We start from the raw sequence: 13,845 nt of genomic DNA on the forward strand, positions 1-13,845 counted from the left end.
GTCGGTCGAACGCCCCGGATCGGTGTTGTCGTGCACTGCGTAGTACCCCCCTAGCCCCCCACGGACAACCCGAGGATGTGCAGGTCAGTCGCTACTTAGCGTCGCATACCAGGTCAGTATGTGTACACGGCCCAGGCGCCTGGTTCCACCCACCAGGAGCGTTTCCGGGTCAAGCCGCCCGCCACCCCGTCATCCAGGAACGGTAGTTCGCCGTCGCGCGGGGTGACCGCCGCCGCGCGACCACGGGCCCGGCGGATCTCGATGCGTACCCGCTCGCCGCGCCACCACGACCTGGTCTTCACCGGCACCGCCACCGCCACCTCCAGCACCCCGTCCGCCGGGTCCGCTCGGGCCACCAGTTCCACCTCCGCCAGCCGGGCGTATCCGTCGGCGTTCGCCACCACGCAGGCCAACAGCGGGTCGTTGCCCGCGCTCAGCACGGCGTCATCGACCTCGATCCGTCCGCGCCAGGGTAACGGGTGGTCGTGCTCGTCGGCGGCACCCAGCAGCGCGCCGTCCAGGGTCACCGAGCCACCGTCGGTACGCAGCAGGTCCAGCCGCCGCTGCCGGCCGCCGAGGACCGCGGCGGCGACTGCGGCCGGCTCCCTGGGCAGGGCGAGCCGGCCGGCCAGGTCGGCCGGCGGGATACCGGTTGCGCTTGCCCGTCGGGTGTCGGTGCCGGGGTCGAGCGGCAGTACCCCGATCGCCGGCAGGTCCGGCAGGGTCCGGGAGTCGGCCAGGTCGGCGGGTCGCCGGCTCGGTGGCGGGGCGTAGCGGCGTACCATCCGGCGCAGCACCGCCCGCAGCTGCCCGTCGGCGGCCGTGGCGACGATCAGCCGGGTCTTGCCGTCGTCGTCGGGCCAGGTCAGACCGTCCGGCCGGGCCGGGCCGTCCAGTCGTGCGAGGACGTCGTCGATCTCCCGGTCCGAGCGTGCGGTCACCGTCTCGACCCGCGCGCCGGCGGCGACCAGCGCGTCCCGGCAGGTCAGCACCGGCACCCGGACCGGTTCGGCGCAGTCCGGCTTCGCCCGGGTGAGTGCCGTGCCGCAGCTGACACCGCAGCCGCCGTCGCAGCCCGCGTCCGGCTGGCTGCCGAGTGTCAGCAGCACCACGTCGTACACCGTCGCCGCCTTCCGCCGATCTCTGCGGCCACGTCCACCAGGTTCGTGACCCTTGTTAGCCTGACTCCTCGGGCTTGCCACGCGGTCGCCACCTGGCACCCGAGCCCCATGGAGGCGGGTTACACAAGATGCCAGCGATCGTGCTGCTCGGCGCGCAATGGGGTGACGAGGGCAAGGGCAAGGTTACCGACCTGCTTGGCGAGCGGGTCCACTACGTGGTGCGGTTCTCCGGCGGCAACAACGCCGGGCACACCGTGATCACGCCGGACGGGCAGAAGTACGCCCTGCACCTGATGCCGTCCGGTGCGCTCTCCCCGAACGCGATGATCATCATCGGTAACGGGGTGGTGGTCGACCCGAAGGTCCTGCTGACCGAGATCGACGGCCTCGCCGAACGCGGCGTGGACGTCTCCCGGCTGCGGATCTCCGGTGACGCGCACCTGATCATGCCGCACCACCGGGCGCTGGACAGGGTGGTCGAGCGCTACCTCGGATCGTCGCGGATCGGCACCACCGGGCGCGGCATCGGGCCGGCGTACGGCGACAAGGTGGCCCGGATGGGCATCCGGGTGCAGGACCTGCTCGACCCCGGCATCCTGCGCAAGAAGCTGGAGCTGGCGCTGCGGGAGAAGAACCAGATCCTGTTCAAGGTCTACAACCGCAAGGCGCTCGACCTGGACGCGGTGGTCGAGGAGTACCTGGCGTACGCCCAGCGGCTGCGTCCGCACATCGCCGAGACCCGGGCGATCCTCTGGGACGCGCTGGACCGGGGCGACACGGTGCTGCTGGAGGGCGCGCAGGCCACCATGCTCGACATGGACCACGGCACGTACCCGTTCGTGACCTCGTCCAACCCCACGTCGGGCGGGGCCTGCGTGGGCACCGGCATCCCGCCGACCGCGATCACCAAGGTGATCGGGGTGACCAAGGCGTACACCACCCGGGTCGGCTCCGGGCCGTTCCCGACCGAGCTGTTCGACGCCGCTGGTGACCATCTGCGCAAGATCGGTGCCGAGTACGGCACCACCACCGGTCGGGAGCGCCGCTGTGGCTGGTTCGACGCGGTCGTCGGCCGGTACGCCGTACGGCTCAACGGCATCACCGACCTGGTCGTCACCAAGCTCGACGTGCTGACCGGGCTGGCGAAGGTGCCGATCTGCGTCGGCTACGAGATCGACGGCGAGCGGTTCGACGACATGCCGATGACCCAGACCGGCTTCCACCACGCCACGCCGATCTACGAGGAGCACGACGGCTGGTGGGAGGACATCACCGCGGCCCGCACCGAGGCGGAGCTGCCGGTCAACGCCCGGCGCTACATCGCCCGGATCGAGGAGCTGTGCCGGGCCCGGGTCAGCGTGGTCGGCGTCGGTCCCGGCCGGGAGGAGAACGTGGTACGCCACGAGCTGCTCTGAGCCGTACCGTCGGCTCTGAGCGGTACCCGTGCCCCCGGCACGCGGATCCTCAGAGAATCCTCAGATCTCCGCCAAGCGTGGCGGAGTCTGCCTGCTTCATGATCGAACCGGACCCGAACGTCCGCCGGTTGCCACCAGCGCCGGCGGCGGGGCACCCTTCCCGGTATTCGATTGATAGTAACTGATAGCAGGGAGTAAGGCAGTGAGCCGGCTGTACGGCGATCCCAATCGCGTGCGAGACGCGATGGAGGCCACCCCCACCCCGACCCCTCCGACCGGCATCCCCCCGATGACCTTGGCCCGCTGGACCCTGTGGGGTGTGCTGGCTGCCAACCTGTTGATCCTCGAAGTGGCCTTCTTCGCGTACGGCCAGGGCAAGCACCCGGTGCTGACCGTCGCCAAGTTCTTCGGCCTGCACGCCGCCATGTTCATGATGCTGCAGCTGACCCTGGTGGCCCGGATTCCCTGGCTGGACCGGCGGCTCGGGATGGACCGGCTCACCGCCTGGCACCGGTGGATCGGTTTCGGTCTGTTCTGGACCGTGATGCTGCACGCGGTGTTCGTGATTGCCGGCTACGCCACCCTGTACGACATGGGCTTCGGCGAGACGTTCCTGAGCCTGGCCGGGGTGACCGCCTCGCTGCTCGGGATGATCGCCGCCGGCATCATGATCGTCGTGGTCGGGGCCTCCATCCGGTACGCCCGCCGCCGCCTGCCGTACGAGGCCTGGCACAGCCTGCACGTGCTGATCTACCTCGCGCTGCTGGCCGGCCTGGTGCACCAGTTCATGGAGACCACCACCTTCGACTCGGCCCCGGCCAACATCTACTGGTGGACACTGTGGGCACTGGTGATCGGGGCCCTGATCGTCAACCGGGTCGCTGTGCCGCTGTGGCGCAACGCGTACCACCAGTTCCGGGTCGCCGCCGTGGTGCCCGAGGCCGACAACGTGACCTCGGTGTACGTCACCGGCCGCCACCTGGACCGGCTGCCCTCGCGGGCCGGGCAGTTCTGCATCTGGCGGTTCCCCGGTCACAACCGCTGGTGGCAGGCGAACCCGTTCTCGCTGTCGGCGGCACCCGACGGACGTTCCCTGCGGCTGACCGCGAAGGCCGCCGGCAAGACCAGCGCCGGGCTACGGCACCTGAAGGTCGGCAACCGGGTCTTCATCGAGGGGCCGTACGGCGCATTCACCAACCTGCACCGCAAACTGGACAAGACCCTGCTGGTCGCCGGTGGCGTCGGGGTCACCCCGATCCGGGCGCTGCTGGAGGAGTCGGGCGGTTCGACGGTGGTGCTCTACCGGGCGGCCAAGGAGACCGACGCGGTGCTCCTCGGCGAGCTGCAAGGGCTGGCCGCCGCGCAGGGTGCGCAGCTGCACGTGCTGACCGGGCGCACCGGGTCCGGGTCGCCGCCGAACCGGCCGTTCGACCCGGAGAACCTGCTCGCACGGGTGCCGGATATCACCGAACGCGAGGTGTTCGTCTGCGGGCCGCCGGCGATGACCACCGCCGTCGTCGACAGTGTCCGGGCCATCGGCGTGCCGAACGCCCAGATCCACGCCGAACGCTTCGGTCTGGGCTGAACCCTGAGGGGTTTGGGCTGAACCCTGAGGGGTTTGGGCTGAACCCTGAGGCTCAGCCCTTCCTCAGAGAATCCTCAGATCTCCATCACGCGCCGTGTCCGGTCGCGGCCCGATGATCGTAGGACCTGTCGGCGGGTCGGCGGGTTCGACCCGGAAGGGCGAAACAAGGGTGAGCGACAGCGACGGCACCAGCGCGATCGTGATCGGGGCGGGAATCGCCGGTCTGGCCACCGCGCGGGTGCTGAGCGACCACGTCGATCGGGTGACGGTCCTGGAACGGGACCGGCTGCCCGACGACGCGGTGCCACGCCGGGGCGTCCCGCAGGGCCGCCACGGCCACCTGCTGCTGGCGGCCGGTCGGCGGCTCCTTGACGGCTGGTTCCCCGGGCTCACCGGGGAACTGGCCGCCGCCGGTGCCGTCCCACTGCACGGCGCCGGCCTGGTGTGGCATCAGGGCGGCGGCTACCGGGCCCGTCCCGACCTCGGGTTCCTCGCCATGTCGGCGAGTCGGCCGCTGCTGGAGGACGCGGTCCGTCGGTGCCTGCTGCGGCAGCGGCGCAACGTGACCGTCGTCGACCGGACCGCGGTCGACGGCCTGGTCGTCGCGACCGGCCGGACTGCCGGCGCCCGGATGCTCGGCGCCAGCGTCGACGATGCCCGGGTCACCGGTGTCCGGGTGGACGGGGTCGAGCACCGGGCCGACCTGGTCGTCGCCTGTACCGGGCGCAACACCCGCTTCCTGGACCAGTTGGCCGAGCTTGGCTTCCCGGCACCGGAGGTCGCGGCGGTACGGGTCGACGCGGCGTACGCGTCGCAGCTGGTCCGGCGGGGCCCGGATGACCTCGACGGTGCCCTCGCGGTCGTGGTCGACGACCGGGCCGGCGGCCACCGGACCGGCACCATGGTGCCGGTGGAAGGCGACCGCTGGCTGATCACCATCGGCTCCCGGCACGGGGAGGTGCCGCCGAGTGACCCGGTCGAGTTCGAGAACTTCGCCCGGGAGCTCCCGTCACCCACCATCGCCGACGTGCTGACCAAGGCCGAAGCGCTCAGCCCGGTGCTGACCCACCGGATCGCCACCGATCAGCGCCGGCAGGTGGAACGGCTGCGCCGTACCCCGGCCGGATTCCTGGTCCTGGGCGACGCGATCTGCAGCCTCAACCCGATCCACGCGCAAGGTGTGACCTCCGCCGCCCGGCAGGCTCGGGCGTTGGACCGGGCGCTGCGGCGGTACGGGCCGACCTCGCCACGGCTGGCCGGTGCCTTCTACCGTCGGGCCGGCCGGGCGGTCGACGCACTGTGGCGTACCGCCGTCGGAGCCGACTTCGCCGATCCCCGGACCACGGGCCACCGGCCGGTCGGTACCGGTCTGGTCAACCGGTACCGGAACCTGGTGTCCCGGGCCTGTCACACGTCGCCGGTGGTGGCCCGGCAGGCGCTGCTGGTGCAGCATCTGCTGGCCCGGCCGGTGTCGTTGGCGACTCCGGCGATGCTGCTGCGGGTGCTGCTGGCCGTCCGACATCGGCCGGGCCGGCCACCGGGGAGCACACTCTCCGGTGGCCGGCCCGGCCGCGGATCGACCAGTGGCGGCGGCCGCCGGTCGGGATCAGCGGCGACGGCCAACCGGGCCGATCAGTAGATCGTCACGTCGTACTCGTCGACCGCCTCGCGCACCGGCTGGTAGAAGGTCGTGCCGCCGGTCCGGCAGTTGCCGCTGCCGCCCGAGGTGAGGCCCAGCGCGGTCGACCCGGAGTAGAGCGGGCCGCCGGAGTCGCCCGGCTCGGCGCAGACGTTGGTCCGGATCAGACCGCGGACGACCCCGCTGCCCAGGTAGCGGACCCGGGCGTTGAGCGCGGTGACCGTACCGCTGTGGGTGCCGGTGGTCGAACCGGTGCGGGTCACCGACTGCCCGACGAAGGCGTCGCCGACGCTGAACCCACCCGGGTGGCTCTGCGCCGGGTTGTCGTAGCGGACCAGCGCGTAGTCGTCACCGGGGAAGCTGTAGTCGATGGTCGGGCCGATCAGGTTGGTCTGCGCGGAGTTGCTGTACCAGGTGCTGACCACCTCACCGCAGTGCCCGGCGGTGAGGAAGTAGTAGGTGCTGCCGCGTACGGCGTTGAACCCGAGCGAGCACCGGCCGCCGCTGCCGTAGATCGGGTCGCCGGACGAGACCAGCCGGGTGAAGACGCCGGACGTACGCTCGACCCGGATCGCGCTGGCCTTGCCGCGTGCGGCCAGCCGGATCTTGGCGATCTCGGCGCGGGAGACGCTGCTGTCGGCGGTCACCACGACGCGACCGGAGGCGCTGTCGACGTGCCAGGCGATCCCTTCGACGCCGGAGGCTTCCACCAGGTCGCTGACCTGGGCTAGTTCGCTGGCGGTGTAGACGACCGGGGCGGCTGCCCCGGCGGATGGCAGGGCGAGCGCGCCGGCGGTGACTACGCCGACGGCGACGGCGAGCAGCCGGGTGGCCCGACTGGTCGTGTGGCTGAGCCGCACTGTTCCCTCCTGAATGGGACTGGGGATCTCAGGCTTACTGGATATTGACAGTTTTGTTGTGTGTCGATGCTGATGCAAGCGCTAACATGGCAAAATTACTTAGACAATAGCAAATATGAAAAACAATCCTGGCAGTTGTCTGACTTGGCGGCGTCCCGCTTTGGTCAGAAGGTGGTCCGGTCGGGGTCGGCGATTCGGTCCAGCACGGTCGTCCAGGTGGTACGCAGCGCCCATGGCCGGCCGACAGCTGCCTCACCGCTGTCCGGCCAGTGGATGTCCGCGCGGTCCTGGGGGTGGACGTTTGGCACGGGAGGGCGGCATCGGGCGATCGTGTCGCCCTCTGGTCTGGTGTCCAATGAATGTCTGACACTGACCGTCTCCTGCTTGAATTTGCGACCATTCCACAACCGTGGACCCTGGTAACGTTCCGGGGCGACACAGATCGATTCTTGTCGATCATGGTGTTCCTGTGTCGATCCAGTTCTTCCTCGAGAGGATCACGGATGTCCCGTCCCGCCCGCCTCACCCGGCGCGCCCTCGTCGCAGCGATCACCGGCGCCCTCGTCGCCACCCTCACGCCCGGCACCCCGGTCTCGGCCGCCGACCGACCCTTCATCTACCAGGTGACCCCCGGCACCGCGCAGTGGCGCGCGCTGAGCAGCCACCAGGAGATGGTCGACGCCGTACAGATGCCGGACAAGACCGCCGCCGCCTTGCGGACCCCGCTGCTCGTCGACGCCGTCCTGGCGTACCCGCTGCTGCCCGACGCCCTGGCCTTCAACAGCGTCCAACAAGGCTTCGAGACCGTCACCGCACGCTTCACCGGACTGCAGGAACTGCTCCGCCGCCCCGACGCCGGCCAGGAACTGCTGAAGCGCTACCGGACCCTGAACCTTGCGGCCCGCCCCGGTGAGACGCTCGATGAAGCAGGTGACCGGGTCATGACCGCATGGAAACTGGAAACCGTCCTCGCCCAGCCGCAGGTGCTGGCCACCCTGACCACGGCGCAGTCCGCGGAGTTGCTGCACGTCGGACTCGCCGTACACCGAGCCAAGCAGGCCGACGCCAAGACGTACAGCCAGGCCAGCCTGGAACCGACCGCGGTGCTGCTGGGCCGCACGCTCGCGATCCGGGAAGGCTGGGACTGGACCCGCTCGGAGTTGCTGCGGGAGGGCCTGCAACTGCGGCCGGGCGCGGTCGAGACCACCGTTGCCGCCGTACGGGCACACCTGGCCGATCCCAGCGTCGCGCACCCGGTCAGCGACGACGTCGGGACGCTGGACTACTACAGCACCGTCTACACCCCCAACGGCACCCCGGTCACGGTGATCACCAGGACGTACGAGCTGACCAGCGCCGAGATCACCAACGGCAACAACTACGTGGACAGCTTTTATCCGTCGGCCACCCGGGAAAGCAACGCCTCGCGCATGTACAACTGCCACTCATACGCCTGGTACAGCACTTCCAGCGCGAACAACCGGTGGATGAACAGCCCCGGTGACGACCAGTACTGGCTCGATGGCAGCTACACCCGCTGGCACCCGCCGTACATCTGGTTCTCCAGCATGAAGCTGTCGTACGCCAGTGACGATCACTCCGGCATCTGGGTCGGCACCAGCAGGTACGTACGGTCCAAGTGGGGTCAGCTGCCCCTGATGTACCACTACTGGAACTACTCCCCGTACAGCAGTGCCACCACCAACTCGTACTTTCCGTCCTGACCGACCTGCGGAGCCTGATTGGCAGCAGTGACGTGCCTGGCGGGAACGGATCCCGCCAGGCACGTGGTGCTTGCCGACCGTCGACCGGCCCGGTCGCTGCTACTCGTAGCGCAGCGATTCGACCGGATCGGCCCGGGCCGCCCGCGACGCCGGCAGCGTGCCGGCCAGGAACGCGATCGCCATCACCAGCAGGATGATCATCGCGATCGGGGCCGGCTCGAACGCGATCAGCGTCAGTCCGGGCAGGTCCGACAGGAAACCGTCGGCCAGCGCGCTGCTGATCGCCGTACCGGCCACGATCGCCAACACCGCACCGATCGCGCTGCCAAGGAAACCGATGACCGTGGCCTCCAGGCTGAACAGGCCGAACACCTTGCCGGAGCCCATGCCCATCGCCTTCATCAAGCCGATCTCGCGGGTGCGCTCCTGCACCGACATGAACAGGGTGTTGACGATCCCGAAGCTCGCCGCCAGCAGCGCGATCACCGCGAAGGCGTTGAGCACCCAGACGATGCCGTCGATGACGGTCCGGAACGCCCCGAGTTGGTCGGCGACCGTGCTCCCGGTGTAGCCGGCGTCGGCCAGTCGATCCTTCAGCGCGTCGATCTGCTCGTCGGTCGCGGCGGGGTCGAACCAGATGCTCGCCTGGGCGTACCGCTGCGCCTCGACGGCGGGGATGCCGGTGTTCTGCGCGTCGAACAGCGCGTCGGTCAGCGCGTCGTTGGGCACGATGCTGGCTCCGGCCGGGGTCGCCAGGGTCTCCTCGGCCACCCCGACGATCGTCGCCTCGATCACCTGCCGGGTGCGCTCGGCGTCGGTGACCGCGATCGAGACGGTCTCGCCGAGCGCAGCCGCCTTGTCGGCGAAGCCGAGCGGTTCGACGTACGACGTCGGGAGTGCGAGCTGCGGCTGGGTGGACGAGTTGTCCGGTTCGGCCCCGGCCGCCAGCGGGGTCCGCTGCCCGGCGACCAGCCCGCCAACGTTCACGACGTAGCGCGTGCCGTCGCCGACCTGGATGTAGTCAGCGCTGATCGACCTGGTGGGCTGCACGTCGAGCACACCTTCGATGTCGGCCAGCGCTTCGAGATCCGCCGGGGTGAGCGCGACGACCGTCTGCCCGGGTGGCCCGGCCTCCCCGCTCGACACCGTGTCCGGGTCGTACTCGGCCGGCCCGGCGTCGGCGGTGCCGAACCCGTCGCCCTGCTCGGAGGTCTTCACGACCGTCATGACGTCAGAGGCGCCGATCGCGGTCACCGTGTCGTCGATGTACGCGTTGATGCCGGTGCCGAGCCCGCTGGTCAGGGTCAGGGTGAACGCGCCGATGAAGATCGCCAGGATCGTCAGCAGCGTGCGGGTCTTGGACCGGAAGGTGTTCGCGGTGGCCGAACCGACCAGGTCGGAGATCTTCATGCCGGCACCGCCGCCGAGTCGCTGACCAGCTGACCGTCCCGGACGAGGATGCGGCGGTCGCAGCGCGCCGCGAGCTCCTCGTCGTGGGTGACGACGATCAGGGTGATGCCGTTCTGCCGGTTGAGGCCGAAGAGAATGTCCTCCACCACCGTGCCGGTCGCGGAATCGAGGTTGCCGGTGGGCTCGTCGGCGAAGATGATCCGCGGATTGTTCACCAGCGCCCGCGCGATCACCACGCGTTGTTTCTGCCCACCGGAAAGATTCGCGGCCTTGTTCTTCGCCTTGTCAACCAGCTCCAGTTGCTCCAAGGCGGCCATGCCGCGCCGTCTGCGCTCGGTGCGCCCCACGCCGGCGATCTTCATCGGAAGCATGACGTTGTCGAGCACCGAGATGTTCGAGGTGAGGAAGAACTGCTGGAAGACGAACCCGAAGGTCTTGTTGCGGGTCTGGTTGAGCCGGCTGCCCCGCAGCGTACGGGTATCGACGCCGCCGAGCATGATCGAGCCCGACGTTGGCGCGTCCAGCAGCGCGAGAATGTGCATCAGGGTCGACTTGCCCGACCCGCTCTTGCCGAGGATCGCGACGCTTTCCCCGTCATGTATGTCGAAGTTTACTCCCTTCAACGCGTCGAAGCTGTTCGCGCCCCGGCCGTACGTTTTCTGTACGTTGACAGCCGAGATGACAGGGCTTTCCATCGGACTCCTCGTATTCGCCGACCAGGCCGCTTTCCGGCTGGTGTCTCCATCGTCGTCAACGGCCCGGCCCGCCGCGTCACTCTGCGGCGGGCACCCGCGTACCGCGTGCGCGGTATCGGGGATTACCGCGACAGGTGGACCTGCCCGGTCACGGCGGCCGGCAGACTGGGGCCATGACGACCACTACGGCCGGGCCGGCGGACCCGAGACATCGGCGTCCGCGCGTACCGCCGTGGGTCGGTGACCTCGTCGCGGCGGTGATCATCGTCGCGACGGCGCTCACCCCGTTCAAAGTCCCCGAGCATGAGCAGGCCGGACCGGTCACCGTCGCCCTGGCGATCGTCCCGGCCGTGCTGCTGCCGCTGCGGCGGCGCTGGCCGCTGCCGGTGCTGGCCGGCTGTATCGCGGTCTACGGTCTGGTGGCGGCCACCGGGGCGCTGGAGCCGGGCGTGGTGCTCGCGGTGTCGATCGCCATGTTCGGCGCGGCGAACCGCACGGACCGGCGGACCACGCTCACCACAGCCTGCGCCGCCGTTGTCGCGACGACCCTACTCAACCTCCTGACGGCAATCGGGAGCGTGTTCGATCCCCGGGCGTTCCAGGTCATCGTCCTGGTCGCGTTCGCGGCCGCCGCTGGCGACGCCACCCGGTCCCGGCGGGAGTACCTGCTCGCTATCCTCGAACGCGCCGAGCGTGCCGAACAGACCCGCGAATCGGAGGCCCGTCGACGGGTGACCGAGGAACGGCTGCGGATCGCCCGTGACCTGCACGACGTCGTCGCTCACCAGATCTCGGTGATCAGTTTGAACGCCGGGGTGGCCTCGTCGGCGCTGCAGACCCGCCCTGACCGGGCCCAGCAGTCGCTCGGCGTCATCCGGGGCGCGGCCCGGACCGTGCTCACCGAGATCGGCGACCTGCTGCGGGTGCTGCGGACCGAGGACGACGACCCGGCCAACGGGGCGGCGACCGCCCCGCAGCCGGGTATGCACCGGCTCGACCAGCTGGTCGCCGGGTTCACCGGGGCCGGGCTCCACGTGTCGCTGCGTACCGACGGGGATCTGTCGGCGGTCACTGGCGCGGTCGACGTGGTCGCCTACCGGGTGATCCAGGAAGGCCTGACCAACGCCCATAAGCATGGTGCCGGGCATCGCGCGCATGTCCAGGTCGAGGTCGACCCTGACCGGATCCACGTGATGGTCACGAATCCAGTGTCCGGCCGGTCGGCCGACGACCGGCTCGAGGTGCCCAGCAGCGGGCACGGACTGGTCGGTCTGCGGGAACGGGTCGCCTCGGTCCGTGGCGTCGTCGAAACCGGCCTGTCCCCGGGCGGCTACCGGCTCGCCGCCACCCTGCCGCTACCCAAGGAGGAACCCCGGTGACCAGCGTGCTCGTCGTCGACGACCAGCCACTGATCCGCCAGGCCGTGACCGACATCCTGACCGACCACGACGAGATCAGCGTCGTCGGCGAAGCCGTCAACGGTACGCAGGCCGTCGGGCTCGCCGGGTCGCTGCGTCCCGACGTCGTACTGATGGACATCCGGATGCCGCAACTCGACGGCATCGGCGCGACGGCGGCCATCTGCGCCGACCCGGCGCTGGCCGACACCCGGGTGCTGATCCTCACCACGTTCGAGGAGGACGAGTACCTGGTGGCGGCGCTGCGGGCGGGTGCCAGCGGCTTCATCGGCAAGGGTGCGGAGCCGGAGGAGATCGTCCGGGCGGTCCGCGCGGTGCACGCCGGTGAGGCGCTGCTGTCGCCGGCCGCGACCCGCAGCCTCATCGAGCGGTACGTGCTGCCAGGCCACCCACCGGCCGCAGCGGTGAGCCGGCCGAATCCGGCCAGCGAGGCGCTCGACCAGTTGACCGACCGGGAACGCGAGGTGCTGCTGCTGGTCGCGCGCGGCCGGTCGAACCAGCAGATCGCCCAGGACCTGGTGATCTCGCCGCACACGGCGAAGACCCACGTCAACCGGATCATGACCAAGCTGTACGCGCACGACCGCGCCCAGTTGGTCATCCTCGCGTACGAGAGCGGCCTGCTGACCCCCGGCCTGACCTGAGTGCCGAGGCGTCTGTCGGAGATCTTGCACCGTGCTGCCCGGGTCCGCCTTGTGGTCCGTGGACTGGCCCGCCTACCGTATCGATATGTCCCGATCATTGTTGTTGATGGGGCGGGGGTGCCTGCCGAGCGGGGTACGGGCCGCCATGGTCGTGGCGGCCGGCACGGCGCTGTCGTTGCTCGCGGTCGCTCCGGTGCGGGCCGCCGACATGGTCCCCCAGGCCTGCCCGATCGAGGAGACCTACGAGGTCTGGTCGCCACAGAAGGTCTGGATCTCCACCGACACCGCGAGCGACTGGCAGACCGGTCCCGGGTCCATCGACTTCACCGGTAGCGGCACGATCGACATCTCGGTCACCACGTCGGCGAGCTTTTCGGTCTCGGCCGGTGCGCTCGTCGCGTCGGCTGAGACCACCTTCGGTGTCGACCTCACCGTCGGGTCGAGCCACACGACCAGCTGGAGCCACTCGATCCCGCTGTCGTCGGGGGTGACGTCCCGCCTGGTACGGACGAAAGAAGGCCGGCTGTTCGGCTTCAGGAAGCATCGGCTCAACACCAACTGCACGGTGACCACGTCGGCTGACGCGGTGGCGTACGCCCCACTCGCGTCACACAGTTCGAACTACTACTGCTGGAAGCGGGACGACTACCCGGCGACGGCCTGGTGGTATCCGAACCCGCAGGGCGGGTGTTAACAAGGGGTGACGTGGGGAGACATGGGAAGGCTGCCTACCGCTCTGGGTCTCGCTGTGGTCCTGGCGTTCGGCGTCGCCGGGTGCACCGGCGGCTCGGACGGCCCGGATAGCGGGGCGCCCAGGCAGTCGTCGTCCGCAGGCCTGGCCGACGACGATCATCGGGGTGTCGCCCTCGAATCGGCCGGGCGCGGCAGCCAGCACAGCTCACAGCTGGAGGTCAGCCAGAGCCGCTACGACGGCCTGGTCGTCTTCCGGAACGTGACAAGCTCTCCGGTCCAGCTGATCTCCGTTGAGATGGCGACCAGCGACTCGGCGGTCGTCAGCGTGGACTCCGTCGGCCTGGTGGCGCTGGCGCCGGACCAACCCGACGGAGTCGGCTTCACCGACCGGTTCCCGCCCGTGTTCGCACCTGGTCTGACCGCCGTCGACCCGGCTTCGGTCGAGCTGCTGCCGAGCGATGCCAGCCGGGAACGCTACTCGACCGTATTCAAGATCACGGCCGTTCGGCCCGGCCTGTGGGAGGCCCCACCCGTCACGGTGACCTACCGGTCGACCGGGGGCGTTCGCTCGATCGACTTCCCGCACCGGCTCTCTGTCTGCGTCGAGCCCGCCTCGACGGCCGAGTGTTGAGGCGGGCTCG

General features: G+C 69.9%; 13 protein-coding genes. 8 read left to right on the forward strand and 5 right to left on the reverse strand.

Annotation, left to right across the window (positions count from 1 at the left end):
• Nucleotides 1-113: 113 nt before the first annotated feature.
• Entirely contained in the window at nucleotides 114-1,121 is a 1,008-nt protein-coding gene (locus tag O7553_RS27595; RefSeq protein WP_281552465.1) for a hypothetical protein, read from the reverse strand.
• 128 nt (nucleotides 1,122-1,249) lie between these two features.
• Here O7553_RS27595 and O7553_RS27600 point away from each other — a divergent pair, with 128 nt between their 5' ends.
• From O7553_RS27600 to O7553_RS27610, 3 genes are all read left to right on the forward strand, one after another.
• A complete protein-coding gene (locus O7553_RS27600; RefSeq protein ID WP_281552466.1) occupies nucleotides 1,250-2,536 on the forward strand; it encodes an adenylosuccinate synthase in 1,287 nt (428 codons plus the stop codon).
• Nucleotides 2,537-2,768: 232 nt separating this feature from the next.
• Nucleotides 2,769-4,121 carry a ferredoxin reductase family protein gene (locus O7553_RS27605; protein ID WP_281552467.1) on the forward strand — a complete coding sequence of 451 codons (1,353 nt, stop codon included), beginning with the start codon at nucleotides 2,769-2,771 and terminating at the stop codon, nucleotides 4,119-4,121.
• Nucleotides 4,122-4,290: 169 nt separating this feature from the next.
• On the forward strand, nucleotides 4,291-5,760 hold the full coding sequence (locus O7553_RS27610; RefSeq protein ID WP_281552468.1) for an FAD-dependent oxidoreductase: 1,470 nt from the start codon (nucleotides 4,291-4,293) through the stop codon (nucleotides 5,758-5,760).
• Here the strand turns inward: O7553_RS27610 and O7553_RS27615 are convergent.
• The gene (locus tag O7553_RS27615; RefSeq protein ID WP_281552469.1) at nucleotides 5,754-6,620 is read right to left on the reverse strand and encodes a S1 family peptidase; all 867 of its coding nucleotides are present in this window, start codon (nucleotides 6,618-6,620) and stop codon (nucleotides 5,754-5,756) included. The genes O7553_RS27610 and O7553_RS27615 overlap by 7 nt on opposite strands.
• 164 nt (nucleotides 6,621-6,784) lie before the next feature.
• Nucleotides 6,785-6,928 carry a hypothetical protein gene (locus tag O7553_RS27620; protein WP_281552470.1) on the reverse strand — a complete coding sequence of 48 codons (144 nt, stop codon included), beginning with the start codon at nucleotides 6,926-6,928 and terminating at the stop codon, nucleotides 6,785-6,787.
• 195 nt (nucleotides 6,929-7,123) lie between these two features.
• On the opposite strand from O7553_RS27620, the gene O7553_RS27625 reads away from it, so the two are divergent.
• The gene (locus tag O7553_RS27625) at nucleotides 7,124-8,344 is read left to right on the forward strand and encodes a hypothetical protein (protein WP_281552471.1); all 1,221 of its coding nucleotides are present in this window, start codon (nucleotides 7,124-7,126) and stop codon (nucleotides 8,342-8,344) included.
• A 99-nt stretch (nucleotides 8,345-8,443) separates the two neighbouring features.
• Here the strand turns inward: O7553_RS27625 and O7553_RS27630 are convergent, their stop codons facing one another.
• Nucleotides 8,444-9,754 (reverse strand): ABC transporter permease, encoded by a 1,311-nt coding sequence (locus O7553_RS27630; protein ID WP_281552472.1) that lies wholly within the window; start codon nucleotides 9,752-9,754, stop codon nucleotides 8,444-8,446.
• Nucleotides 9,751-10,449 carry an ABC transporter ATP-binding protein gene (locus O7553_RS27635; protein WP_281552473.1) on the reverse strand — a complete coding sequence of 233 codons (699 nt, stop codon included), beginning with the start codon at nucleotides 10,447-10,449 and terminating at the stop codon, nucleotides 9,751-9,753. The genes O7553_RS27630 and O7553_RS27635 overlap by 4 nt, the downstream gene beginning before the upstream one ends.
• Before the next feature lie 173 nt (nucleotides 10,450-10,622).
• Between O7553_RS27635 and O7553_RS27640 the strand changes: the two genes are divergently transcribed.
• The 4 genes from O7553_RS27640 to O7553_RS27655 all read left to right on the forward strand — a co-directional run bounded on the left by O7553_RS27640 (nucleotide 10,623) and on the right by O7553_RS27655 (nucleotide 13,835).
• Nucleotides 10,623-11,828: a histidine kinase gene (locus O7553_RS27640; RefSeq protein ID WP_281552474.1), complete on the forward strand. Its 1,206-nt coding sequence runs from the start codon at nucleotides 10,623-10,625 to the stop codon at nucleotides 11,826-11,828.
• The gene (locus O7553_RS27645) at nucleotides 11,825-12,511 is read left to right on the forward strand and encodes a response regulator transcription factor (protein ID WP_281552475.1); all 687 of its coding nucleotides are present in this window, start codon (nucleotides 11,825-11,827) and stop codon (nucleotides 12,509-12,511) included. Before O7553_RS27640 ends, O7553_RS27645 begins: the two co-directional genes overlap by 4 nt.
• 85 nt (nucleotides 12,512-12,596) lie before the next feature.
• On the forward strand, nucleotides 12,597-13,205 hold the full coding sequence (locus tag O7553_RS27650; RefSeq protein WP_281552476.1) for a hypothetical protein: 609 nt from the start codon (nucleotides 12,597-12,599) through the stop codon (nucleotides 13,203-13,205).
• A gap of 21 nt (nucleotides 13,206-13,226) precedes the next feature.
• Nucleotides 13,227-13,835, forward strand: coding sequence for a hypothetical protein (locus O7553_RS27655; protein ID WP_281552477.1), 609 nt, complete (start codon nucleotides 13,227-13,229; stop codon nucleotides 13,833-13,835).
• The last annotated feature ends 10 nt before the right edge of the window (nucleotides 13,836-13,845 follow it).

Source organism: Solwaraspora sp. WMMA2059 (assembly GCF_027497315.1).
Lineage (GTDB): Bacteria > Actinomycetota > Actinomycetes > Mycobacteriales > Micromonosporaceae > Micromonospora_E.